Here is a 24,450-nt window from a genome sequence, read left to right as displayed (position 1 = left end):
TGTCGACTGCTCGCTCATTGGAGCCCTGCTTCTGCGTTGAAGGATTTGATCAGCCCGTCCCAGGCCGGAATCGAGCGTCCGATCTCGCCCCAGAACGCCTGATCCTTGCGGCGATCGAAGTCCTCGAGCGCAACGCCCTGCTGCTCGACCCAGGTATAGTATCCGAGGTTGAAGATCCGCCGCCGCTGCTGTTGATCGAGTTCGAGCACGTGGTCGTTAGACAGCGCGCCGACGCAGGTCGACCAGATGGTTTCGGCCGAAATCTTCGCTGTCTCGTCGCCAAAGTACTTCTTTCGCGCAAGCGGGGCTTCAGTGCGGTAGAGCCGCGCGCTGTCGGTCGCGACCGTGGCGACGACGTCGTCGGGGCCGTAGCCCATGTGGCGAGCCAGCTTGATCGACGCCGCGATGTTGGCGAGACCCGACAGGCCGATCTCGCCGAGCGCCCCGATAACCTCGGGCTCGAGGCAAAGCTCGTCCTCGAGCCAGGCGAGGCCCTCCGGCGTGTTGAACAGCAGGTTGAGCCGGTCCGAGATCGAGTCGGAGACCGCCACCACAACGTCCGTGTTCATGACGTTGTGGATCAGCGGCACGTGCTTGTCGCCAATGCCTTGGATGTTGTGCTCGCCGTATCCGTTCTCGAGCAGAGTCGGGCATTCGAGCGCCTCGACCGCCACGATCTTGGCTCCCAACGCTTCCTTCAGATGATCGCCGGCCGCGATCGTCCCAGCCGAGCCCGTGGCGCTCACGAAGGCAGCGAGCTTCCGGCGCGGCGCTTCGCGCTGCATGCGCTTGAACACGTCCGCCACGGCCGCGCCCGTGCAGGCGCGGTGCGCCATGTAGTTGGCGAAGGCCGAGAACTGGTTGAGGATCACGTTGCGCGGATCGCTCTCCAGCTCATGGCATTTGTCGTAGATCTCCTTGACGTTGCTCTCCGTGCCGATGGTGCGGACGATGTCAGAGGAGTCCGAAACCCAGCCCGCGAGCCACTCGAAACGCTCGCGGCTCATCCCCTCGGGGAGCACGGCGACGCCCGAGCAGCCGAGGATGCGGGAGACGGCGACGCCGCCGCGGCAGTAGTTGCCGGTCGAGGGCCACACCGCGCGCTGGTCGGCGGGATCGAAGCCGCCGACCACCAGCCTCGTCACCAGGCAGGCGTAGGCCGGCAGCACCTTGTGGGCCCCGATCATCGGGAAGCGCGACCCAAGAAGCACAACGATCGGCGCCTCGACGCCGGTCAGCTGGGGTGGCAGCACCAGATGATCGGGAAGCGAAACTCGCGAGCGTCGGTCGGGAGCGTTGAACCAGTTGATGCGCCAAAGATTGGCTGCGTCCGGGGCATCCGGATCGACCCTCGCCACCCGATCGAGCACGGCCTCGGAGATGGGCGTGAACCCGGCGAGCTCAGCGAAGGTCGGCAGCGCTACGCCGCGATCCCGGGCACGCTCGATGGCGCGTCTGCGCACGTTCGCATCTTCGATCTCCGGCCTTTGAACGAACCGCGTTTCAGCCGCCATGCGCCCCCACGAGAGGTTTCCTGATATCGTTCTATAGTACTAACTTTAGAATGAGTACGTGACAAGCGTCCATTCGGCGCGTTCTAAGCCCGGACCGCGGCGCAGATGATGCGGTGATCGCGGAGCTCGAAGATGTCGCCGAGGCGAGCGACCGGCTCCGCCGGCATCTCCGGAATGGCTTCGTCCTCGATGTCCGGCGAGTTGGCTCCCCGCCCGTCTCGACTAGCCGATCGATCTCAGCGGAGGCAAAGCCCCTCACCGCGAGGTCGAACGACAGATCCATGCCCAGATCGAGCTCGACTAACTCGGCGAATTCGATTGCGAGGAGCTTTTCGTCCCAGCCTGCGTTCTCGGCGATCTTGTTGTCGGCCAACCGCAGCGCACGCTTCTGAGCGTCGTCGGGCGTAGCCCTTGATCTGACTGATCGAGATCGTTTCAATCGTCAGGCGGAGGTCCGCATAGAGGTCGCGGGACGGTGGCGACGTCACCATCAGCCGGCGCGCGGACGGTGCTCTTCCCACTGGAGGAGGAGTTCACAGGCAGTTCCCAAGGCAAAGGCGCAGCGTCGCTCGCCGGCAAGCCTCAGCGCTTGCCAACCCGGCCGCGCGCAGAGGCCGCGCGGCTCCCCTGGCTCTTCGATGATGTCGTAGCGAGCCTCTGGCTCCGTGCTCGAGTCCGATGATTCGCTACTGCGCGTGGACCAGAGCATCGGCGCGTCGGCCAGCGCCTTCGCCGTGGCGCCGCGGGGAGATGCGCTTGACCGATCCTGGGTCCTATGGCGTCGGCGAGACAGTCCCTCCGAAGGATGCTCTGGGCGTTCGCAGGCGGGTCGTCGGCCCCCGTGAGCGAGGGCTCCTGAGGCCGGCAGATTTAGTCCAGCATGACCGCGTCGCCTGGCAAGGCCGGGCGGAGGCGGCGACACGCTGAACCGAAACCGCCATGCGGGTTCGATGAGCCCCTCAGATGCGCGTCCACGACGCCCGCTCTCCTGTTCGTTTGGAACGCTCCGTCAAGAAATTGGGACGCTCCGTCGAAACCCGTTCCGTGCGGCGATGCTAAACTGGCGTCCATCAGTCTGGCTCTTCGTCTAGCCCGCACGCTGCCCCAGCGTGACGCGGCCCTGGCGGCGCGTCCGACACTTCTCAGGCGGGCGCGAGCTATGGTGGCGGCATTCTACGCAACAATCCAAGACTTTTCGACGAACGAAACAACAGAGTATTTTTCGGAAAGGGAGTTTTTCACAGACTTCTATCATATTAACAATGGAGCGGATGTCGCTCTTTATTCGCCTGCAGGTGGAACAACAGCTTCCTATTCCGGAAATTTGCTGTACCTATATTACAATGATCCAAGCCTGTTCACGATATCATTGATTGGTAACGGGCAGGTCGTAAGCTTGTCCGGAAATGGTCTCGTCAACGTAGATGGCTCTGAAGGCGCTGACGGCATTTTTGGCAACGGAGCCGGCAACCGCATCAGCGGCGGCGATGGCGCAGATGATTTGAACGGCCGAGGCGGAGCCGACACCCTTGCGGGCGGAGCCGGCGATGACAGGTTCTGGGTCGACGATCCCGGCGACCGCGTCATCGAGGCGAAAGACGACGGCTACGACACAGTCTACGCAAGCATCAGCTACTCCCTGCAAGGGCAGCATGTCGAGCGCATTGAGTTGACCGGACCGGCCGACATCAACGCCACAGGCAATGGCCTCGCCAATACCCTTGTCGGCAACGACGGGGTGAACATTCTCTCAGGCGGCAAGGGCGACGACGTCTACTACATCCAGACGATCGGCGACCGTGTCCTCGAGGGCAAAGGCGAAGGCCACGACACGGTATACTCCAACATCAGCTATTCGCTGAGAGGCCAGTATGTCGAGGATCTGACGCTGGAAGGCTCCGGCGACATCAACGCCACGGGCAATAATCTCGCCAACGTCCTCACCGGCAACGCGGGCGTCAATGTGCTCGCCGGCGGCGAGGGCGACGATACTTATTACGTCCAGAACCAAGGCGATGTGGTCCTCGAGAACAGGGGCGAGGGCTACGACGCGGTCTACTCGACCGTCAGCTATTCAGTGCAGGGTCAGCATGTCGAGGCCCTGTTCCTTACTGGAGAAGCCGACATCGACGCCACGGGGAACGCCCTTGACAACTTCCTTGGCGGTAACGACGGCGCCAACCATCTTTATGGCGGCGCAGGCAACGACACGCTGGATGGCGGGTTCGGCGCCGCCGACACCCTGGAGGGCGGGGCCGGGGACGATCACTATGATATCCGTTCCGTGGGCGATCGGGTGATCGAGGGCAAGGAGGGCGGTTACGACATCGTCTTTGCTTCGGTCGACTTCGCCCTTACCGGCCAGTACATCGAGGAACTGGTGCTGACCGACGAGGCGGTCAGGGGCGTCGGCAACGGGCTGAACAACGGCATCACTGGAACCTCTTCGGACAACATCCTCGACGGGTGGTCTGGCATGGACACGCTGTTTGGCGGAGGCGGGGCGGACACCTTCGTGTTCTCGACCAAGCTTGGCCCGACCAACGTCGACACGATCTGGGATTTCGCGACCGGCGTGGACAAGATCCAGCTGAACGCCTCGGTGTTTTCCGGCCTCACGGCCGGCGGGCTGTCCGAGGAGGCCTTCCACATCGGCCTCGCGGCCCATGATGCGAACGACCGGATCATCTATGACTCGGCCAGCGGCGCCTTGTTCTTCGATCGAGACGGCAGCGGCGATAGATATGGCCAGATTCAGTTCGCGACGCTGAACGACCATCCGGGGCTCAATTTCAGCGACTTCCAGGTGGTGTAGCGCCAGCAGCCGCTTGGCTGTTGCGGCCCGTACGCAGTTTTACGTGCTTGCGCGCTCTAGACAGGGCCAGCTAACTCCGTGCCCTCGGCATGCATGTGAGTGCGCATCGATGGCATCAGGAGCGGCGGCCCGGTCGGTTGTCGGCTTCTCGACCGCGAAGGCCGGCAAAGGCGGGCAAGGTGGGTTCGAGGCCTATCACGACCTCTACGGTCCAGTCGCCGACGTCGTGGCGCTGGACGGTCGTTTCGGGGTCTCGGTCGAGGCGCAGCGCCTCGACGAGATGATCCTGTTCGACCGCCGTCTGCGCAGCGTCCGCCACGTCCGTTGCGCGCGCCGGGTCGCGCGCAACGGCTTCGACCACTTCACCGCTCAACTCGCGCTCGAAGGCGCGTTCTCCGTCAAGGCGGACGAGGGCGAGCGCGTCGTGAAGCGGGGCGAGATGGTCATGATCGACATGACCCGCCCGATGGCGACGACCGCGACCGACGCGCGGGTGCTCACGCTCTCGACGCCGCGCGCGGTCGTGGAGCGTCTGAGCGCCGGCGCCGACCGCCTCCACGGCGCGGTCGTCCCCGAGAGCCGGGCGGCGATGTTCGGCGGGCTGCTTGCTTCCTTCCTGCGGTTTCCCGACGAGCAGGATCCAACGGACCGCGCCCGGGTGGCCCAGGTGGCGACCGAGCTTCTGTCGCTCGCGCTGTCGGGCCGCCCGGAGGGCGAAGGCGCCACCGCGCTTTCGGCGTCTGATCTCGCCGCCCGCGAGCGCGCGCGGCGCTTCATCGACGCCAATCCAGCCGCAGGCCCTGACGACGTCGCGCGCGCGGTCGGCCATTCGCGTTCCTCGCTCTACCGCGTCTTCGCCGGGAACGGCGGGGTCGCGCGCTACATCCGCACGCGGCGGCTCGCGAAGATGCGCGCTCTGCTCGGGCGGGCGGACGACACCCGGCGGATCGGCGAGATCGCCTTCGCGTGCGGCTTTGCGAGCGACAGCGACGCATCCCGCGCGTATCGCGCCGCCTATGGCGTGACGCCGGGCGAGTATCGCGCCGCGCGCCGGAGAGGACCCATCGCGCCGTCAGGCGGGCGCTCCGAGATCGCCCGCTGGTGGGACGAGATGCGCTAACGGCGCCTGCCGATCGTGACGTGCATGACCGTGGCGGGGACGGGCTGGAGCGCGGCGGTTATTCTCGGCCTTGTGCATCTGGCGGCGTTCACGGACCGCTATCTGCTCGCGCTCGCCGCCCCCGCGCTCAAGATCGAGATCGGCCTCAGCGACTTCCAGCTCGGCCTGCTGCAGGGCGCAGCCTTCGTGCTGGTCTATGCGATCGGCGCGCTTGCCTTTGGGCCGATCGCCGATCGCTCGCGCCGCGTGCTGGTGATCGCGGCGAGCCTCGCCTGCTGGAGCGCGGCGAGCACGGCCTTCGCCTTCGCCTCGACTTTCGGCGAGATGTTTGGCGCGCGCGTCGCGCTAGGACTCGGCCAGGCGGCGCTGTCTCCGGCGGCGCTCTCGCTGATTGCTGCGACGGCGCCGCGCGGGCGCCTCGGTCAGGCGGTGTCGATCTACACGGCCGGATCGACGCTCGGCCGCAGCGCCGCCTTCCTTGGCGGCGGCGCGCTGCTGCCGCTGCTCGGCGCGACCGCGCCTCTCGCCTTCCTGGGCTACCCGCAGGCCTGGCGCGCGCTGTTCGTCGCGATCGTCATCCCCAACCTGGCGCTGATCCTCGCCGTGCTTGCGCTCCCCGAGCCGCCGCGGGCTCCGCTGAGAAGGGACAGCGCCAAGGTCGCGTGGCGCAAATGGCTCGCGGGGCGCTGGCGCCGCTACGCCGCGCTGATCGCGGCCGCAGGTTCGGCGACGATGGTGATCCAGGCCGTCACCGCATGGACCATCACGGTGCTCGTCAGGCGTGAAGGGTACGCGATTGCGCACGCCGGCGCGATCTTCGGCGTGATCGTCCTCGCCGCGGGTCCGGCCGGACACCTGACCGGCGGCGCGCTGCTCGACGCCTTTCGCCGCCGACTACGTCACCGCGCGCCCTACGCGGTGCTCGCGCTCAGCCTCGCCGCAACGCTTCCGAGCGGCTTCCTGTTTTGCCTGGCCCAGGGGCCGCTTGCGCTCGCGGGGCTTGCGGCGCTCACCTATGCGCTCGGGCTCGCGACGCCCGCCGGCTTCTCGGGCGTCCAGACCATGACGCCGCGGCCGATGCGCGGCCGCGCGAGCGCGCTCTTCCTGTGCTGCAACACGCTGATCGGCTTCGGCCTCGGGCCGCCTCTGGTGGGCTTGCTGACGGACCGCCTGTTCGGCGAGGGCGCGACGCACCTCTCGCTCCTCGCCGCGATATCGGGCGGCTGCGCCATCGGCCTCGCCGTCTGCGCCGCCCGGTGGCGTCGCGGCCCTTCGACGAGAGACCGGCTCCCTCGCATCTGATTATTCCGCCTGTGACAACAATGAACTGCTGAGGGCGAGCATTCTCGCCGTCTTCTGATCGCGTCACCTTGCTCATGCGGTTCGGGATTGGTCCCGGCCACGAAGTCAGGGAACGCGGTCATGAAGCTCTACCACCACCCCCTCTCGGGCCACGCGCACCGGGCCCGCCTGTTCCTCTCGCTGCTCGGCGTGCCTCACGAGGCGATCGAGGTCGACCTGAAGGCGGGCGCCCACAAGCGGCCCGAGTTCCTGGCCCTCAACCCGTTCGGGCAGGTGCCGGTGCTGGACGATGACGGCGCCGTCGTCTCGGACTCGAACGCCATCCTGGTCTACGTGGCCCGCAAGCTCGGGCGGACGGACTGGCTGCCGCAGGACGCCAAGGACGAGGCCGCCGTGCAGCGCTGGCTGTCGGTGGCGGCCGGCGAGCTCGCCTACGGCCCGGCCGCCGCGCGGCTCGTCACCGTTTTCGGCGCCAACTTCCGGCCCGAGGAGGTGATCGGCCGGGCGCACACGCTGCTCGGGCGCCTGGAAGCTCATCTCGATGGGCGCGATTGGCTGGTCGGCGAGCGCCCCACCATCGCGGACGTCGCGCTCTACAGCTATCTGGCGCGCGCCCCCGAGGGCAACGTCGACCTCTCGGGCTACGCCAACGTCACCGCCTTCCTGCGTCGGATCGAGGCGCTGCCGGGCTTTCTCCCTTTCGCCCAAACCCCAGCCGGCCTCACCGCCCTGGCGTGACTTCGCGTGTCCGGGCGCGCCCCGGCTGAACCCTGACGGGAGATCATCATGAGCGACGGCCTGACGATGAGGAAGCTCTCGACCTGGCATCCGGGCGAGAAGGCCATCCAGCAGCATGTCGGCGTCGCCGAACGCATGGAGGAGGTGGGCCGGCGCGTGGTGCGGCCCTTCATCCCCGACCAGCATCGCGCGTTCTACGCCCAGTTGCCCTTCGTCGTGGCGGGCGCCGTCGACGGCCGGGGCGACGCCTGGGCCACGCTGATCGCAGGCCGTCCGGGCTTCATCGCCTCGCCGACGCCGACAAGCCTCGAGATCAAGGCTGCGCCCGATCCGAGCGACCCGGCAAGCGACGGGATGAGCGACGGCAGCGCCATCGGACTCCTCGGGATCGAGCTGCACACTCGTCGCCGGAACCGCGTCAACGGCGTCATCCGCACGTCGGCGGACGGCGTCCTGAACTTGGCCGTCGACCAGAGCTTCGGCAACTGTCCGCAGTACATCCAGCTTCGGGACGCCGCCGCCATCCGCGACCCGCAGGAGCCCTTCGGGGGCGTCGTCGAGGAGAGCGCCGAACTCGACGCCGACGCGCGCGCCATGATCGAAAGCGCCGACACCTTCTTCGTCGCCACCTACGCGGAGCGCGACGACCGCCGCCAGGTCGACGTCTCGCATCGCGGCGGCAAGGCGGGCTTCGTCCGGGTCGCCGCCGACGGCACGCTGACTATTCCCGACTTCGCCGGCAACCTGTTCTTCGCGACGCTCGGCAACATCCTGCTGAACGGCCAGGCGGGCCTCGTCTTCGCCGACTTCGCGACCGGCGACCTCCTGCAGATGACCGGCGACGCCGAGGTCATCCTGTCCTCGCCTGAGATCGCCGCCTTCCAGGGCGCAGAGCGGCTCTGGACGTTCACGCCGCGTCGGATCGTCCGGCGGCGGGGCGCGCTGCCGCTGCGCTGGACCTTGCGGACGGACGGCTGGTCGCCGAACTCCCTGATGACCGGCGGCTGGCGCGAGGCCGCCGACCGACTCCGCGCCGCCGACCTCGCGACGCGGTGGCGTCCGTTCACCGTCGCCAAAATCGTGGACGAAAGCCGCTCTATCCGCTCCTTCCACCTCCTGCCCGCGGACGGCGCCGGGCTGATCCCGCACGAGGCCGGGCAGCACCTGCCCATCCGCGTGACGCTTCCGGGCGCGGACAAACCGGTCATCCGCACCTACACGCTCTCGGTCGCGCCCTCGGACGCGGTCTACCGGATCAGCGTCAAGCGCGACGGCGCGGTGTCGCGCCACCTGCACGACACGCTGCGGGTCGGCGACATCGTCGAGGCGCGGGCGCCGGCCGGCGGCTTCACCATTGATGCGCACGCCCAGCGGCCGGCCGTGCTGCTGGCCGGGGGCGTCGGCATCACGCCGCTCCTCGCGATGCTGCGCCACCTCGTCTACGAGGGTCTGCGCACCCGGAACATCCGCCCGACCATCCTGATCCAGGCGGCCCGCTCGAAGGACGAGCGTGCGTTCGACGGGGAGGTGGCGGAGCTCGCGCGTGCAGCCCAGGGCGCGGTCAGAGTCGTGCGGGTGCTGAGCGCGCCCGGGGAGGCCGTCGAGGGCGTCGACTACGACATTGCCGGCCGGGTCGACGCCGCGCTCCTCTCGCGCGTCCTGCCGTTCGGCGACTACGACTTCTACCTCTGCGGTCCGGCCGCCTTCACGCAGACGCTCTATGACGGCCTGCGCGGCCTGAACGTCGCCGACGACCGCATCCACGCCGAGACCTTCGGGCCGTCGTCGCTGGCCAGGAGCGTCCCGGCCGACGTCGAGGCGGCCAAGCTGCCGCCCGCCTCGATGGAGCCGGTCCCGGTCGCCTTCCTGAATTCGTCGAAGGAGGCGCGCTGGACGCCGGACGCCGGAACGCTGCTCGAGCTCGCCGAAGCCCGCGGCCTCAGTCCGGAGTTCAGTTGCCGGACCGGGACCTGCGGCACCTGCAGGACCAGGCTGATGGCGGGCGCCGTCACCTACGCGAAACCGCCCTCGGCGCCCCACGCCGACGATGAGGTCCTGATTTGCTCGGCGACCCCCGCTGCGGGCAGCGGGCCCGTCCACCTCGCCCTCTGACCGGGCCGCGATTGCTGTGCCCACGTCGCTCTGAGCACCTGACCAACGACCTCAACCGGGCGCTGAACACCGACGTCGACTTCCCCCGCCGTCGACCGCCTCGCCGCCTGACCCCTGCGTCGGCGGCGCGGCCGCCCGCCTCAGTTCCGCCCGCCCCCATCCTGAAACCTTGAGGAGAAGCCAATGTCTCGTCCCCCACTGCCGCCGTTCAACGAGGCCAGCGCCATCGAGAAGGTCCGCCTCGCCGAAGACGGCTGGAACAGCCGAGACCCCGCCAAGGTCGCTCTGGCCTACACGCCCGACACCCGCTGGCGGAACCGTGCCGAGTTCGTGCGGAGCCGGGAGGAGGCCCAGGCCTTCCTGACCCGCAAGTGGAACCGTGAGCTCGACTACCGCCTGATCAAGGAACTCTGGGCCTTCACCGGCAACCGCATCGCGGTGCGTTACGCCTACGAGTATCACGACGACAGCGGGCAGTGGTTCCGGGCCTACGGCAACGAGAACTGGGAGTTCGCCGAGGACGGGCTGATGCGGGCCCGCCACGCGAGCATCAACGAGCACCCGATACGGGAAGAGGAGCGGCAGTTCCGGTGGCCGCTCGGGCCCCGGCCGGACGACCATCCGGGTCTCAGCCACTTCGGCTTCTGACTGTCCTCACAAGACCGGAGCGCCGCCATGTCATCCTTCAGCCTGGACGGGCGCGTGCGCCTGTCCATTGAGCTCGCTTTGGCGGACGGGAGCCGCGACGCGCCCGTTTCTTCGGAGCGAGAAGCGGAAGCCCGGGGGCTTGGGATGTGCGGCGCCGAGATCGACGCCGCGCGCCGGGGCCGGAGTTTCGACGCGCGCATGTCGCGGGCGCGGGCCCTGGCCCTGACCGCGGCCGCGGGCGACTGCGGCTTCCCTGGGAGCGCGCGCAGGCGGTCAGGTCGGGCATTCCCGAGGAGGTCTGTCGCGAGATCGAGAGCCTGGCCGAAGCCCTCGCTGGCTCTGCGGCGGCGCCGGACGCCGGGTTGGCGCTCACCCCCGCAGGTTAGTCGGCATTGGCCCGTCGCACGGTTTACCATCCCACGACCGTCTCGCGGCGCGCCGAGGCGAACAGCTGTATTTCTCACGGCCAGCACGGCTGGGCAGCCTGAACCGAGAGGCCAGATCATGGACCGCTGGCAGGCCATGCGGATCTTCGCAAAGGTCGCGGAAACGGCGAGCTTCGCCGAGACCGCGCGCGTCATGCACATGAGCCCGCCGGCCGTCACCCGCGCGGTGGCGGCGCTGGAGGAGACCATCGGCGCCCGCCTGTTCGTCCGCACCACCCGCTCCGTGAAGCTCACCGAGGCGGGAGGGCGCTACTACGAGGACTGCCGGCGCATCCTGACCGACATCCTCGAGGCTGAGGCGGCGGCGGCCGGCTCCTACGCGACGCCGTCGGGAACGATCGCGGTCACGGCGTCGGTCCTGTTCGGCCACATGCACGTGCTGCCCATCGTGACCGACTACCTCGACGCCTACCCGACCATGGCGGCCCGCACGCTGTTCGTGGACCGGCAGGTGAACATCGTCGAGGAGGGCGTCGACGTCGCCGTGCGCATCGGGCACCTCTCGGATTCCGGCTTCACGGCCGCGAGGGTCGGGTCGGTGCGCCGCGTCGTCTGCGGCTCGCCAGCCTATTTCGAGCGGCGCGGCGTTCCGCAGACGCCGCAGGACCTCAGGGACCACCGTGTCGCCATGTCCACGGGCGCCTGGGCGTCGACCGAATGGCGGTTCGCGCAGGACCAGCGCGTGACGGTCCATCCCGCACTGATGAGCAACACCAACGAGGCCGGCATCGCCGCGGCGCTCGCGGGCTGGGGCGTGACGCGGGTGCTGCACTACCAGATCGGCTCCGCCTTGCTGGAAGGCCGCCTGCAGATCGTGCTCGCGGACTACGAAGAGCCGCCGCTGCCCATCCACGTGGTCTACCCGGAAGGACGGCAGGCGCCGGCCAAGGTGAGGACCTTCGTCGACCTGGCCGTGGCGCGCCTGCGGGCCAACCGCCTGCTCAACTAGGCCGGAGCGCGGCAAGCGCGAGGCGCAGGCGACCCCGTTGTTCCGCAGGCGGCAACAATGCCTTCCGCACGACGCTGATTAACGCCTGCAGGTTGAAGACCGAAGATGTCTCCATGAGGCGGCGAGGTGCTCGATCGCCTTACCAATGGAGACGACCGATGAAACATCTTCTGCTTGCCCTGATGCTCACGACGGCGAGCGCCAGCCTTCCCTCTTACGCCGAGGCGGGCAGCGCCCGGGTCGCCGCCCAGGCGCCGGCGACGGTCCACTACCGTTCCGCGACGGTCGACGGCGTGAAGCTCTTCTACCGCGAGGCGGGCCCGGCCGATGGCCCGGTCGTGCTGCTCCTGCACGGCTTCCCGACCTCCTCGCACATGTTCCGCAACCTGATCCCGACGCTCGCCGACCGCTACCGCGTGATCGCGCCGGACTACCCCGGCTTCGGCCAGAGCGACGCGCCCGATCACGCCAAGTTCGCATACACGTTCGGCCACTACGCCGACCTCGTCGACGGCCTGCTCGGGCGGCTCGGCGCCAAGTCCTACGCGATGTACGTGATGGATTACGGCGCGCCCGTCGGGTACCGGCTGGCGCTGAAGCATCCGGAGCGGGTGACTGGCCTGATCATCCAAAACGGCAACGCATACGACGAGGGCCTGGGCGAGTTCTGGAACCCGATCAAGACCTACTGGGCTGACGGTTCGGCCAGGAGCCGCGAAGCGCTGTCGGGTCTGGTGACGCTCCCCACGACGATCTTCCAATACACAGACGGGGTTCGGGACGTCTCGAGGATCAGCCCGGACAACTGGATCCACGATCAGGCCCTTCTCGACCGGCCTGGCAACAAGGATATCCAGCTCGACCTGTTCTACGACTACCGCACGAACGTGCCCCTTTACCCGCAGTTCCAGGCGTTCTTCCGCGACCGCAAGCCGCCGACGCTGATCCTCTGGGGCAAGAACGACAAGATCTTCCCCGAGCAAGGGGCGCGTCCTTACCTGCGAGACCTGCCGAACGCGGACCTGCATATTCTCGACACCGGCCACTTCGCGCTGGAGGACAAGCTGGATGAGATGGCGCCCCTGATCCGCGGCTTCCTCGACAAACAGGTCGCCAAACGCTGACGTTTCGCACGGCCGAGACCGGCCTGTGCGGACCACGGCCCGGTGACGAGGGGCGTGGTCCGCGGCGCGCCTCGCCCCGGTGGTCACCCTGTTTTCAGGAGAACGGTCATGAACACGGTTCCGCTGATCGACGGTCCCCGCCTCCCCGTCGTGCCGCGCCTCAGGGAGGTCGCCGCGAACACGCCCGCTGCGTATTTCGGGATCGTGCTCGGGCTGGCCGGCCTCGGCGGCGCCTGGCGGGCGGCCGCGCTCGCGTGGCGTCTGCCCGGGCTCATCGGCGAAGCGGTCTACATCCTCGCCGGCGCGGTCTGGGCAGTGCTCGTCCTACTCTATGCCGTGAAGGCCGTCCTCGCGCCGGACAAGCTGGCCGCCGAGGTCGCCCACCCGGTCCAATGCTGCTTTATCGGCCTCGCCGGCGTGGCGACCATGCTTGTCGCAGGCGGGCTCGCGCCGCATGCCGCCGGCGCCGGGACGGTCCTGTTCAGCCTCGGCCTCCTCTTCACCCTCGGCTTCGCGGTCTGGCGGACGGGCGGGCTCTGGCAGGGCGGCCGGGACCCCAGCGCCACGACCGCGGTGCTGTACCTCCCCAGCGTCGCGGGGAGCTTCGTCTCGGCCACCGGCGCGGCGGCGCTGGGCCACCCGGAATGGGGCCAACTCGCATTCGGCGCCGGCCTGTTCTCATGGCTCGCGATGGAATCGGTGCTGCTCCACCGCCTGCTGACCGGGCCCGAGACGCCTGTTGCGCTGCGTCCGACTCTGGGCATCCAGCTGGCGCCCGCGCCGGTCGCGGCGGTGGCTTACCTCTCAGTCGGGGGCGGGGCGCCCGACCTGCCCGCGCATGCCCTGATCGGCTACGCCCTGCTCCAGGTTCTGGTCCTCGCCCGGCTCTCGCCCTGGATCGCGAAAGCGGGGGCCGTTCCCGGGCTCTGGGCCTTCAGCTTCGGCGCCACCGCCTTGGCAACGGCCTCCATTCTGCTTGTCGCCCACGGCGACGCCGGCGCGCTCATCGTCCTCGCTCCGGCGCTGTTCGTCGCCGCCAACAGCCTGATCGTCGGCCTCGCAGTGATGACCCTGGCGTTACTTCTGAGCGGCAGGATGTTCGCGGCGCCGACAGCGGCCAGCCCAGCGCGAACCTGACCGGGGCCGGCCGCGGCGGAGCGTCCGTCTCCAGCCGATCGTCGGTCATCTACGCTGCTTCAGCGGCTCGTTAAACGAACGCACGCTCCACCGGCGGCCGTCGCTCGTGAGCCTCGAGAGCGAGAGGGGGTCCGGGTCGATATTTGCGAACGCCGCCGGAGGGGCGCGAAGCGCGGCAAGCACGCAGGCCCTGATAACCGACGCCGGCGCGATCGCGAGAGCGCTGCCCGAGAGCGACTGACAGGCAGCGAGCCAGTCGCCCACGCGGGACATGAGGTCGGCGAAGGATTCGCCGCCATGCGGCGCAGCCGACGGATCATCGATCCAGCTTTTGAACACCTCGGGCTCTTCTCTGGCCACCTCGTCCAGCGGCCGATCGCGCCATGAGCCGTAGTCGATCTCGGCGAGTTCCTCCGAAATCACCGCGTCGACGTCCAGCCATTCGGCGGTCCGGCGGGACATCGCGTCCGGTGCGCGCCAGCACAAGTCGATCCGAGGGACACGCCAATCAGGCGCTGCGTCGATGGCAGGCGCGATGGGGTCTAGACCTTCGACGCCCGGGAAGCGTGGGCGCTTCGCTCGGGCCGCACATATCAGCATCAGGCGCAGCGTCATCGCGCCGGACCGGCGCCCGCTGCGCCGCTCACTGGACGGCTCGCATTCGGTCCTGCTCGGGCGATCGGCGGCGAGCCGCCGTCGCCGCGAGAATTCCCCCCGCGACCAGAAAGACGAACCCGAAGCCCAGGGAAGCCGTGATGGGATCGCTCGCGACATCGGCCAGCCGGGGCCTGACGATCGCGCCGGTGGTGAACGTGTCTCCGCTCGACGAGCAGATTTCTCCGGCCTGGGGCGACGCCGTGCGGCGTCTCTCGATCCGCTCCAGTATCTCGAGCGCCCGCGTTCGGCTCGCAGGGGCGCGGGTCATGGCGAGCAGAAGCTCCTTGGCGGCCGCCAGATAGGCATGGGCGCACGGATTGAACGGGCTGTCCTCGCGCATGACCCCGCCGGGCGCCAATCCCCAGCCGCAATAGGCGTATTGCACGCCGAAATGATTCATGAGCCGCCGCATGGGTCCGTCCGTCGCCGCCTGCGCCCTGGCGAGCTCGACGATGTCATCGAGATGCTGGTCGATTATGGCCATCTCGCCATGCGAGATCGCGGCGATCGGCAGGCCGTTTTTTGCCGACGGCGCCGGCCCGCCGGGATGGGCGAGCGCGGCGCCGGGCACAGCAAGACTCGCGGCCATGATTGCGGCTCGGAGAACCCTTCCGAGCTGCAGATCAGATCGGCGAGGCGTCATCGCCACCCTGCCGCGCCGGCCGCACGGGCAGCAGGTCGGGCGCGCCTCGCCGCATGTTCCGTGACGGCCCCGAAGCCGAGGCCGATGACGCTCCAGAGCACGGCCTGCGCCCCGATCGACGCGACACGGAAGTTCCAGAGCGCCGCCGGCGAGAACGACGCTGGAATCTCCTCGATGCTTGGCAGGGCCGCGAACATCACCGCGACCACCGCGAGATAGACGAAGGCCCCCGTCGTGGCGCCGTTCCAGCCTCCCAGCCGCTCGGCGACGCGGCGGGCCAGCATGACGCTCGCGGCCATCAATGCGACCGAGAACGCCAGCATCGCGAAGAACAACTCGGTGCGCGCACCGATCGTTTCCGCGCTGCCGACCGCAGGAGGGTTAGCGGGGTACTTCAGCTGAGGCACGAGCACGATCGCGACGAAGCCAAGAGCCGCGAGAAGCGCCGCGGTCGAGCGCGGGCTGAAAGAGCCCAGCCGTCCATTGGCGAACGCGAACGCCAGAGCGAACAGGCCGCCGACCGCGGCGCCGTAGACGACGAGACCGGTGAAGAGTCCTGCGCCCGCCTGCGTCGCGCGGCTGACGATCTCGGGCTCGCCGGCTTCGTCGGACGCCGCGGCGGCGTGGCTCATATGGTCCTCGAACGCAATGGCGTATTCGACCCAGGGCTCACCGAAGATCTTCGCGAAGCCGAAGGCGAGAAGGCCGGCGAGCACGCCGATCATCATGCCCCTCAGCAGCAGGTTGCCGACCATCTCGCTCTCCGTCAGTGGCAGGGGAAGCCGAGCAGGTGGCGGCCGTCGTGCACGAACTCGTGGACGAACGAGCCTCCTATCAGCGAGGTCGCTCCCTCCTCCGCGCCGACGAAGTAGACGGTGAGGAGGAGCATCAGGCCGCCGAAGACGGCCCAGGGCAGGATCGCCGAGACCGGGATTGGCTCGGCGCGCGCGGGGGTCGGCGCGGTGACGGCGAAGGCTGCGTTGCTCATGGGGATCTCCAAGGTTCGACTGTCGGTGGGCCGCCGCGCGGGGCCGCGCGGCGAGATGTTTGCCGACGCCCCCGCTTACGGGGGGCTGACGGACGGCTTTGGCGCGAGGCTGTGGATCCAGACCGCGAGTTTCGCCGAGGCGAAGGCGAAGCACGCTCCGATGATCATCGAGAACGGGACGATCAGGAGCGCATTCCGGCCGGAAGCCGAGAGCATGACGGCGGGCGTGAAGGCGTCCGCATTCTGGGTCAGGAACGAGAAGGTGCAGGCGTAGCCGTAGGTGACGGCCGGGATCGACGAGAAGGCCGGGATGTAGGCCGCGAGGATGTAGATCGCGATCGAGGCCGCCACGATCGTCGCGCCGAGAGCGGGTCCGGGGGCGATCATCGAGAGCGCAAGTCCCGCCGTCCAGGCGACCACGACGCCGAACAGGTTCGACACGATGGTCGTCCGGAAGGCGGCCGCGTCGCCGCCCGAGTGATAGAAGCAGGCCCAGGCCGCGAACGCCGCCCATATCAGGAAGGCGTTGGTCGCGAGGAACAGCCAGGTGCATACGCCCCCGAGCAGGCCCACGCTGATTGCGAGAGGGATGATCATGGCTGCGTCCTTCCAAGACGCGTGAGGAAACGGCTCGCCCGGTGCGGCGCGCAGGAAACCGCGCGCCGCCGGCGAAGCGTGAGATCGAAGCCGACTACATCGAGGTCAGATGACCTCGTCGCGGGTGCGGTGCAGGAACTCTTCCGTGCGCCGGTCGAGTTCGTCCGGGTTGATCAGCCCCTTGTCGAGCGCGAGCTTCTCGAAGGCTGCGAGCCACTGCTCATAGTAGCTCCAGGTCTCGTCGCCCGGCTCGTGGGTCTTGTCCCATTCGCCGATGGTGCTGATCAGGCTCTTGCGGAAGTCCTCGTAGGGATAGGACTTCGCCTCGGCGAGCGCGAGCACCATGCCGAAGGCGCGGCCCTGCCAGGGCTCGTCGAACTTCAGGCTCTCGCAGTTGCGAGGAATGGCCTCGCGGCCGGTCAGGTCGTCGACATAGGCGTCCATCGTCCGCCCTCCCTCAGGCCGTCGCCAGGCCGAGGCCCTGCATGGCCTCGGTGGAGACGAGCGCCGCGAGCTTCTCCTCGTCCCAGCCTTCCGTGCCGGCCGGACGCTCGGGGATCACGAAGTAGCGGACCTGGGCGCTCGAATCCCAGATCTCGATCTTCTTCTCGTCCGGCAGCGTGACGCCGAAGTCGGAGAGCACCCCGCGCGGCTCGCGCACGATCCGCGCGCGAAACACCGGATCCTTGAACCAGTAGGGCGGCAGGCCGAGCAGCGGCCACGGCCAGCACGAGCAGAGCGTGCAGCAGACCACGTTGTGGGTGCCCGGCGTGTTCTCGACGACCTTGAGGTTCTCCCCCTCGATGCCGTCGCGCATGCCGAGTTCGGCGATCGCCTTATTGGCGTCGGCGAGAAGCCGCGCCTTGAAGGCTGGATCGGTCCAGGCCTTGGCCACGACCTTGGCCCCGTTGAACGGCCCCATCTCGTGCTCGAAGAAGTTGATGACGCGGTCGACCGTGTCGGTGCCGATCAGGCCCTTCTCGCGGAACAGAGACTCGAGCGCCTTGGTGCGCGCCGCGTAGTAGCTTTCGCTCTCCCGCAGATGATGATGATGTTCGTGATCGTCGCTCATGGACTTCGCCTTATCTTGGCGGGCGCGCCGCCGTTATCCATCGTGAAGATGAAGGTGACCTCAGGTCAGGCCGCCTCGAGGTAGACCTCGAAGAAGTCGTTGTAGAGAACGTCGCCCTTGTCCGGGATGTCGTTCCAGAGATCGCGGGTCTTGAACTTCACGAGATAGACCGGCTGAGCCGTGCAGATGCCGTCGGTCGGGACGTTGTCGGCATACAGATAAGCGCCTTTGTAGACCGTCTCGACGACGCCGACCTTGTTGCGGAGATAGCCCGGCAGGCGGGTGTGGACGGCGGGCGGCATGTCCTTCACCCGCACCGCGTCGCCGGCTTTGAAGATCGGGTTGACCGCGACGTCGCGGTAGGGGTTCGCGCCGGTGTAGAAGTACTCGATCACGCGTTCGGTGACGTCGTTATCGCCAGAGTTCGGCTGCTTGGCCTCGGGATTGTCGAGGTAGTACTTTGTCTTTTCCTCGAGCTCCTTCTCCGAGATGTAGTTCTTGGAGATGAGAAACTTGCACATGCCGCCGAGCCACTTGATGTAGTAGCGGTATTTGAAGTAATCGAGGGGATTCATGGATTCTGCGAGAACGCGCAGGTCCGGCCATGCCCAGATGCCGGTGCCCATCATCGTTGTATGGACGGCGAAGAGCTGCGCCTCCCACGGCTCGACGAACACGCGCTTCTCGACGGTCACGGGCCCGAGATTCTCGATGCCCCCCAGATAGTGTTGGACCTTCACGCTGAAGCCTCCGCGGGCGATGGGCGCGGCTCAGGAGCAGCCGTCGCCTCGATTGAGCCGGGGCCAGACGGGCGCACACACGGCGATCGCCCAGGCCAGTAAACACGAAGATGCAAGGCCCTTCCGCAAGGCGGTTTATGGCCGCCAAACGCAAAAAAGCCCGTCAGCATCTTGCTGCGGGCGACTGTGCCGAGTTCCTGTGGTTCTAGTGACTTGCGTCTACACGGGCAGCTCTGCCCGACGCTTGATTTGAGATTGCGGCGCGCCCAATCGACAGTCAAGCACATTTTTTGACCCCGTAACGCGCGCATTTTACTCGTTTTGCCGGGAGCAACTGAGTGATCGCAGCTTGACAAGCGAAGGCGGGAGTTGAAGCTTGACGTAGGCGCTGGGCAAAGATGCCCAATCGAGCGTCAGAGTTTCGATAGACACTACGGCGCGACACTCGACGCGTTAGGCAGCGAAGCCCTCAAGCCTCACGGCGCGAGGGCTTTTTTGTTCGGCGACCTGATGACGACAGACACTTTCCGCATCGGCCTGATGTTCTCCTCGACCGGGCCCTACGGCTCCGTCGCAGGGCCCATGCTGAACGGTGCGCTGCTCGCCGTCGCCGAGGTCAACGGCGCCGGCGCGATCAAGCTCGAGCCTGTCGTCGTGAACCCCGAAGGGGATCTCTCGCGCTACGCGGCGTTGAGCTCTCAGCTCCTCTCCTCAGGCATCCGTCAGGTCGTCGGCTGCTACACTTCGTCGAGCCGCAAGGAGGTGATCCCGGCCTTCGAGAAGCACGACGGGATGCTCTGGTACCCGTCGCACTACGAGGGCTTCGAGAGTTCCGACAACGTCGTCTATACGGGCGCGGCGCCCAACCAGCATATCCTGCCGCTGATCGACTACCTGATGTCGTCTTACGGCGATCGGGCTTTCTGCGTCGGTTCGAACTACATCTGGGCATGGGAGAACAATCGCATCCTGCGGGAGGTCGTCGCAGCCCGAGGCGGCGCCGTGCTCGCCGAGCCCTACCTGCCGGTCGGCGAAACGGACTTCGCCAAGACGATCCAGGCGATCCTCGCGGCGCAGCCGAGCTTCGTGTTCTCGTCGCTGATCGGCGTCAGCGGTTACTCGTTCATCCGACGCCTTCGGGAGGCCTGCCGCGATCGCGGGATCGACCAGCCGGCCGTCATGCCGGTCGCGAGCTGCAACCTCAATGAGCCGGACCTCGTGGACATCGGCGACGGGGCCATGGACGGACACATCAGCTCCAGCGTCTACTTCTCCTCGCTGCAGACGGTCGAGAGCCGGACTTTCGTGGCGGCCTATGCGGCCGCCTACCCTGACCGGCCCTGGGCTTCGGCGGATGCGGAAGCGTCCTACATCGCAGTCAAGCTTCTCGCGGCGGCCATGGCCGAGGCCGGAAGCGACGAGATCGGCGCGGTGCGCAGCGCGCTCGGGCGCCAGCGCCTCGCCGCGCCGCAGGGTGAAGTGCTGGTCGACGCCGAGACCATGCACCTCTACCTCACCCCGCGGATCGGACGCTCTCGAGCAGACGCATCCTTCGACGTGATCCGCCAGGAGCCCGCGCCGATCCGTCCGGACCCGTACCTCGTCCGCTTTTCAGCGACAGACGGCTGGGGATCTCCCGCCTCCCGACTTCGAGTGGTGAACTGATGTCTCAGGCGCCAGTCCAGAACTTCCGCGGCATGCGAGCGGTGATCTTCGCCTCCCCGGACGGAGGCGTGGATACGTTGGCCTCTGTCCTCACCAAGCTTGGCCTGGCGGTCGAACGGCCTGGCGCCCCCGCGTCGTCCACCGCCGTCGACGCGTCGGACTTCAGCTTCGGACGTGATGTGCTGTTCGTCGACGGCGACCTCGAGGGCGTGCTGCGGCCGAGCGCGATCATCAACGGCTTGCCGCCTGCGCCCGTGATCGGTCTCGTCGGCGTCGAGGCTCCGAGCCGACTGAAGGGCCTGATGGCTCAGGGCGCGACTGCCTTCCTGCGCAAGCCAGTCTACGCGGGCGCCGTCTATATGACGTTGTTCCTTGGGGTGAACCAACACCTGCAGCGCAGGTCGCTTGCCGATGAACTGTGCGAGCATCAGGATCGGCGGCGCAGGCGGCGGCTGGTGATCAAGACCATCGTGCGGATCATGGAACAGCACGCCGTCGACGACGACGAGGCCTACGCCATCCTGCGCCGCGACAGCATGCGCAGTCGTCTCAGCCTCGAAGACTACTGCGAACAGCAACTCGCCTGCCGGTCAGAGCCGACCGGAGCTTCTAACGACGATTCGGTCGAGCTGACGCTCGCCCGACGCTGACCCATCGCGACGCGCGACGGCGTCGACCGGCGATCGCCTCGCAGGCGGCGCAACGCCGTCGCGCACCCCAGGACGACGGCTGCCATCGACGCCAGCCCGCCCTCCCTCAGGAGAACGGCATCATGAGCTGGCTCGAGCACTCGATCATGGCGAAACGCGGCGAAGCGAAGGGGCGGCCCGGGGCATCCTTCGCGATCACCGAGGAGTCGCAGGGGAAGTATCACTACGTCTACGGCCCCTACGCCGCGCCGGTGCTGCGGGTCGACCCTGGCGCGGTGGTCTCGGCCGAGACCCATGACGCAATGGAAGGCCAGATCCGGAATGAGAGCGACAGCCCGAGCGCCATCCTGAACTTCCCGTTCCTCAATCCGCAGAACGGGCCGATCTTCGTCAACGGCGCCGAGAAGGGCGACTGCCTCGCGGTCTACATCCAGAAGATCGTGCCCCGCGGTTCCCAGCCTGTCGGCACGACCTGCATCATCCCGGAGTTCGGGGGTCTCGTCGGCACGGGAGACACCGCGCTGCTCAATCCTCCCCTGCCCGAGATCGTCAAGAAGCTCGAGGTCACGCCGGAGAAGGGCGTCGTCTGGAACGACAGGATCACCCTGCCTTACGAACCCTTCATCGGCACGATCGGAACCTCCCCGGAGATCGAGGCGATCTCCTCGCTCGTCCCCGACTACTATGGCGGCAACATGGATCTGCCGGACGTCGCGCCGGGCGCCGTGATCTACCTCCCGGTCCACGCCGCGGGAGGACTGCTCTATCTCGGCGACTGCCACGCGACGCAGGGGGACGGCGAACTCTGCGGCTTCGCGATCGAGCATCCGACGGTGACCACCGTCCAGATCGACCTGATCAAGAATTGGACGTTCCGCTGGCCGAGGCTCGAGACCGAAGAGACGATCATGACGATCGGCTCAGGTCGCCCGATGGAAGACGCCGCGCGCATCGCCTATCGCGAGCTCGTCCGCTGGATGGCCGCCGACTACGGCTATGACGAGCTCGAAGCCTATATGCTGCTGACGCAGGCGGGGAAGCTCCGGGTCGGCAACATGGTCGACCCCAAATACACGCTCGGCGCCTCGATTTCCAAGTCATTGCTATAGGAGGCCGCGGGCCCGCGCGCCAGGATTGTCACGTCCTCATTCGGCGCGGCGGCGCATGTGGCGCCGTGATCAAATACGCGAGCTTGATCCGCCACGCGTTCCGGCTTCGGGATCCCTGCCCTCGACGGCGTAGCGCAGCACCGCCAGCAAGCGCGCGCCACGTTTAGGGCCCTGGCCCCGAAGCCCGCTCGCCACGAACCAGCAAACGCCTTCGCGTCTGCGGCCAAGTCCACTGCCGAGCGCCAAGTTCGCAAGTGCGCCGGGTGCGGATAGCGATGCTTAGCCGGCTTGATATCCCGTGAGGTATGAAGTCTCGCGCCGATCCGGGCGGCAAGGAAGATCGCGCGCGGGCGAGGGATTCGCTCAACGCCATTCTCATCCCGCGCTCACGCCAAAGATCATCCCCACCGCGGCTGTCGCGGCCATGGCCAGCGCGCCCCAAAAGGTCACGCGGACGGCTCCCTTGACGATTCCTGCGCCTCCGGCCGAGGCGCCAAGGCCGCCGAGCGCCGCGAGCCCGAAAAGTGTCGAGGCCGCGACGAAGAGCGTGATCTCTGCGCCAGGCGCGATCGATGCAACGATCAATGGGACGACGGCGCCGGCCGCGAAGGTGACCGCGGAGACGAGCGCGGCCTGAAGCGGATGAGCGGTCACAGTCTCGGAGATGCCGAGCTCGTCGCGTGCGTGCGCGCCGAGGGCGTCCTTCTCGGTCAGCTGAATAGCGACCTGCCGGGCCAGAGGCTCGTCGAGCCCGCGCTCGACGTAAATGCGCGTCAGCTCGTCGAGCTCCTCCTTGGGCGTCTCCTCCAACTCCCGCGTTTCGCGCGCGATGTCGGCCTGTTCGGCGTCAGCCTGTGAACTGACCGAGACGTACTCGCCCGCGGCCATGGACATCGCTCCGGCGACGAGTCCGGCAAGCCCTGCGATCAGGACCTCCGAACGTCCGGATCCCGCGGCGGCGACGCCGACAACGAGACTCGCGGTCGAGACGAGCCCGTCGTTCGCCCCCAGAACCGCGGCGCGCAACCAGCCGATGCGATGGATCATGTGGATTTCGGAATGAGCGAGGCGGCTCATGACGCGGCTCCTTCAAGCCGCGCCGCAGCCGGGGGTTCCGAATTCCGTCCGGGCCCGGGCTGGTGCGGCTTGGGCCCTTTAGCGACCTTGGGATTTCGGCTTTCCCTCGTTCTCCGCATCAGAGCGATCCTTTGTTCAACGAGACCGGCTACAGCCCAAGCTGATCGCAGCCGTCGGCCTTTGGCGAGATCGATATCGTAAAAGGCGCTCTTGCCAATTCTCCGATCGCCTCGGCCCGGCTACAGCTCGCGCATGCTCCGCCGCTCGATGAGCGAGAAGCAGCACCTGGTTCAAAGGACGGTAGGAAAAGGAATTAAGGTCAGAAGCCGGCTCTATGTGCGAGCGATAGAGCGACGAACGCCCGTCAAAAGGGTCCGCGTCGCATTCGCAGAGGATGGAGCCTCATCCCGTCGGGAGTCGATCGCCTGTCGCTGTCCCGACTTTCCGCCAGCCGCTTGGCCGCCACGGAGACAGACGCCCCCCGCCACAGACGATGAAGTCTAGCTGGTCCGCAGCGCCTTGGACTGTGCGCGGCGGCTATTTCGAGAGAGCCTTGGCGGCCGTGTCGATCAGGTCAGCGACCGCCGCCGGCTGCGACATGAACAGAGCGTGGCTCGCCTTGACCTCCTTCACCGTGCTGCCGGCTCGCTTGGCCATGGTCCGCATCAGGTCGGGATGGATCGCGCGGTCGTCGGAGGCGATGAGCGCCCAGCTCCTTTTTGTTTTCCACGCAGGTTCGCTGATCTTGGTTTCGAAGCTCGCCTTGGACGGGAAGACCTGCGAGGCCGCCATGAACTCGGCCTCCGCCGCCGGCACGTCAGCGGCGAAGTCGGCCGCGAAGACCTTCGGGTCGAGGTAGAGGTACTGGTCGGCGGTAGCTTTGACGCCGGTCGTTGCGGGCGGGGTCCTGCCCGCGAGATCGAGCAGGTTCTCGCCCTCGTCCGGCTGGAACGCCGCGACGTAGACCAGGCCGGCGACGTTCTCCGCCGAACCCGCCTGGGTCACTACCATGCCGCCATAGCTGTGGCCCACAAGCACGGATGGGCCGTCCTGGAGATCCAGGATGCGCCGCGCCGCAGCCACGTCGTCCTGCAGCGAGGTCATCGGCGGCTGCACGACGGTCACCTTGTAGCCCTTGGCCTTGAGCAGGTCATGGACCTTGCGCCAGCCCGAACCGTCGGCCAGCGCGCCATGGACGATGACCACGTTCTTGATCGGGGCCGCATAGGCGAGCGCGCTCGCGACCATCGCCAGCATCGCGCCGCCTGCAAGCGAAAGCGCAAGTCGCGTCGATCCCATGTCGTGGGGCTCTTCGTAGCGTGTTTCGGATGTCGGGGCGTTCAGCGC

The 24,450-nt window shown here is 67.6% G+C and carries 23 protein-coding genes; 12 read left to right on the top strand and 11 right to left on the bottom strand.

Annotation, left to right across the window (positions count from 1 at the left end; translation table 11 throughout):
* Window positions 1–14: 14 nt before the first annotated feature.
* The gene (locus VM780_RS00230; RefSeq protein WP_325443885.1) at window positions 15–1,463 is read right to left on the bottom strand and encodes a pyridoxal-phosphate dependent enzyme; all 1,449 of its coding nucleotides are present in this window, start codon (window positions 1,461–1,463) and stop codon (window positions 15–17) included.
* A 1,210-nt stretch (window positions 1,464–2,673) separates the two neighbouring features.
* Between VM780_RS00230 and VM780_RS00225 the strand changes: the two genes are divergently transcribed.
* From VM780_RS00225 to tehA, 9 genes are all read left to right on the top strand, one after another.
* A complete protein-coding gene (locus tag VM780_RS00225; RefSeq protein WP_325443884.1) occupies window positions 2,674–4,329 on the top strand; it encodes a calcium-binding protein in 1,656 nt (551 codons plus the stop codon).
* A gap of 109 nt (window positions 4,330–4,438) precedes the next feature.
* Window positions 4,439–5,449 (top strand): helix-turn-helix domain-containing protein, encoded by a 1,011-nt coding sequence (locus VM780_RS00220; RefSeq protein ID WP_325443883.1) that lies wholly within the window; start codon window positions 4,439–4,441, stop codon window positions 5,447–5,449.
* A gap of 24 nt (window positions 5,450–5,473) precedes the next feature.
* Window positions 5,474–6,751, top strand: a complete 1,278-nt coding sequence (locus VM780_RS00215; protein ID WP_325443969.1) for an MFS transporter — start codon at window positions 5,474–5,476, stop codon at window positions 6,749–6,751.
* Window positions 6,752–6,871: 120 nt separating this feature from the next.
* Complete coding sequence (locus VM780_RS00210) at window positions 6,872–7,489, top strand: glutathione S-transferase (RefSeq protein WP_325443882.1); 618 nt, start codon at window positions 6,872–6,874, stop codon at window positions 7,487–7,489.
* Between the two features lie 48 nt (window positions 7,490–7,537).
* The gene (locus VM780_RS00205) at window positions 7,538–9,601 is read left to right on the top strand and encodes a pyridoxamine 5'-phosphate oxidase family protein (RefSeq protein ID WP_325443881.1); all 2,064 of its coding nucleotides are present in this window, start codon (window positions 7,538–7,540) and stop codon (window positions 9,599–9,601) included.
* Between the two features lie 183 nt (window positions 9,602–9,784).
* Entirely contained in the window at window positions 9,785–10,249 is a 465-nt protein-coding gene (locus VM780_RS00200; RefSeq protein ID WP_325443880.1) for a nuclear transport factor 2 family protein, read from the top strand.
* A 504-nt stretch (window positions 10,250–10,753) separates the two neighbouring features.
* Window positions 10,754–11,644 (top strand): LysR family transcriptional regulator, encoded by an 891-nt coding sequence (locus VM780_RS00195; RefSeq protein ID WP_325443879.1) that lies wholly within the window; start codon window positions 10,754–10,756, stop codon window positions 11,642–11,644.
* Between the two features lie 158 nt (window positions 11,645–11,802).
* The gene (locus VM780_RS00190) at window positions 11,803–12,768 is read left to right on the top strand and encodes an alpha/beta hydrolase (RefSeq protein WP_325443878.1); all 966 of its coding nucleotides are present in this window, start codon (window positions 11,803–11,805) and stop codon (window positions 12,766–12,768) included.
* A 108-nt stretch (window positions 12,769–12,876) separates the two neighbouring features.
* Window positions 12,877–13,905 (top strand): dicarboxylate transporter/tellurite-resistance protein TehA, encoded by a 1,029-nt coding sequence (tehA, locus tag VM780_RS00185; RefSeq protein WP_325443877.1) that lies wholly within the window; start codon window positions 12,877–12,879, stop codon window positions 13,903–13,905.
* A gap of 45 nt (window positions 13,906–13,950) precedes the next feature.
* Here tehA and VM780_RS00180 read toward each other — a convergent pair whose 3' ends face one another.
* The 8 genes from VM780_RS00180 to nthB all read right to left on the bottom strand — a co-directional run bounded on the left by VM780_RS00180 (window position 13,951) and on the right by nthB (window position 18,602).
* Entirely contained in the window at window positions 13,951–14,520 is a 570-nt protein-coding gene (locus VM780_RS00180) for a histidine phosphatase family protein (protein ID WP_325443876.1), read from the bottom strand.
* 28 nt (window positions 14,521–14,548) lie between these two features.
* Window positions 14,549–15,151 (bottom strand): hypothetical protein, encoded by a 603-nt coding sequence (locus VM780_RS00175; protein ID WP_325443875.1) that lies wholly within the window; start codon window positions 15,149–15,151, stop codon window positions 14,549–14,551.
* Between the two features lie 50 nt (window positions 15,152–15,201).
* Window positions 15,202–15,960 carry a CbtA family protein gene (locus tag VM780_RS00170; protein ID WP_325443874.1) on the bottom strand — a complete coding sequence of 253 codons (759 nt, stop codon included), beginning with the start codon at window positions 15,958–15,960 and terminating at the stop codon, window positions 15,202–15,204.
* An 11-nt stretch (window positions 15,961–15,971) separates the two neighbouring features.
* Complete coding sequence (locus tag VM780_RS00165; RefSeq protein ID WP_325443873.1) at window positions 15,972–16,193, bottom strand: CbtB domain-containing protein; 222 nt, start codon at window positions 16,191–16,193, stop codon at window positions 15,972–15,974.
* A gap of 75 nt (window positions 16,194–16,268) precedes the next feature.
* Window positions 16,269–16,790, bottom strand: a complete 522-nt coding sequence (locus VM780_RS00160) for a DUF1097 domain-containing protein (RefSeq protein WP_325443872.1) — start codon at window positions 16,788–16,790, stop codon at window positions 16,269–16,271.
* 105 nt (window positions 16,791–16,895) lie between these two features.
* Window positions 16,896–17,234: a nitrile hydratase accessory protein gene (locus tag VM780_RS00155; protein WP_325443871.1), complete on the bottom strand. Its 339-nt coding sequence runs from the start codon at window positions 17,232–17,234 to the stop codon at window positions 16,896–16,898.
* Window positions 17,235–17,247: 13 nt separating this feature from the next.
* Window positions 17,248–17,862 carry a nitrile hydratase subunit alpha gene (gene nthA / locus VM780_RS00150; RefSeq protein WP_325443870.1) on the bottom strand — a complete coding sequence of 205 codons (615 nt, stop codon included), beginning with the start codon at window positions 17,860–17,862 and terminating at the stop codon, window positions 17,248–17,250.
* Between the two features lie 65 nt (window positions 17,863–17,927).
* Window positions 17,928–18,602 carry a nitrile hydratase subunit beta gene (gene nthB, locus VM780_RS00145; RefSeq protein WP_325443869.1) on the bottom strand — a complete coding sequence of 225 codons (675 nt, stop codon included), beginning with the start codon at window positions 18,600–18,602 and terminating at the stop codon, window positions 17,928–17,930.
* Window positions 18,603–19,112: 510 nt separating this feature from the next.
* Between nthB and VM780_RS00140 the strand changes: the two genes are divergently transcribed.
* From VM780_RS00140 to VM780_RS00130, 3 genes are all read left to right on the top strand, one after another.
* The gene (locus VM780_RS00140; protein ID WP_325443868.1) at window positions 19,113–20,267 is read left to right on the top strand and encodes a transporter substrate-binding domain-containing protein; all 1,155 of its coding nucleotides are present in this window, start codon (window positions 19,113–19,115) and stop codon (window positions 20,265–20,267) included.
* The gene (locus VM780_RS00135; protein ID WP_325443867.1) at window positions 20,267–20,917 is read left to right on the top strand and encodes an ANTAR domain-containing response regulator; all 651 of its coding nucleotides are present in this window, start codon (window positions 20,267–20,269) and stop codon (window positions 20,915–20,917) included. The genes VM780_RS00140 and VM780_RS00135 overlap by 1 nt, the downstream gene beginning before the upstream one ends.
* 122 nt (window positions 20,918–21,039) lie before the next feature.
* Window positions 21,040–22,026: an acetamidase/formamidase family protein gene (locus VM780_RS00130; RefSeq protein WP_325443866.1), complete on the top strand. Its 987-nt coding sequence runs from the start codon at window positions 21,040–21,042 to the stop codon at window positions 22,024–22,026.
* 375 nt (window positions 22,027–22,401) lie between these two features.
* Here the strand turns inward: VM780_RS00130 and VM780_RS00125 are convergent, their stop codons facing one another.
* The gene (locus VM780_RS00125; RefSeq protein WP_325443865.1) at window positions 22,402–23,103 is read right to left on the bottom strand and encodes a VIT family protein; all 702 of its coding nucleotides are present in this window, start codon (window positions 23,101–23,103) and stop codon (window positions 22,402–22,404) included.
* Between the two features lie 537 nt (window positions 23,104–23,640).
* Window positions 23,641–24,402 carry an alpha/beta fold hydrolase gene (locus tag VM780_RS00120; protein WP_414652759.1) on the bottom strand — a complete coding sequence of 254 codons (762 nt, stop codon included), beginning with the start codon at window positions 24,400–24,402 and terminating at the stop codon, window positions 23,641–23,643.
* Window positions 24,403–24,450: the final 48 nt, after the last annotated feature.

Origin of the sequence: Hansschlegelia sp., from assembly GCF_035538955.1 — a bacterium.
In the GTDB taxonomy this organism is placed as follows: Bacteria; Pseudomonadota; Alphaproteobacteria; order Rhizobiales; family Methylopilaceae; genus Methylopila.
The sequence above is the reverse complement of the archived record's forward strand: the minus strand, read 5'-3'. Positions and strand labels throughout refer to the sequence as shown.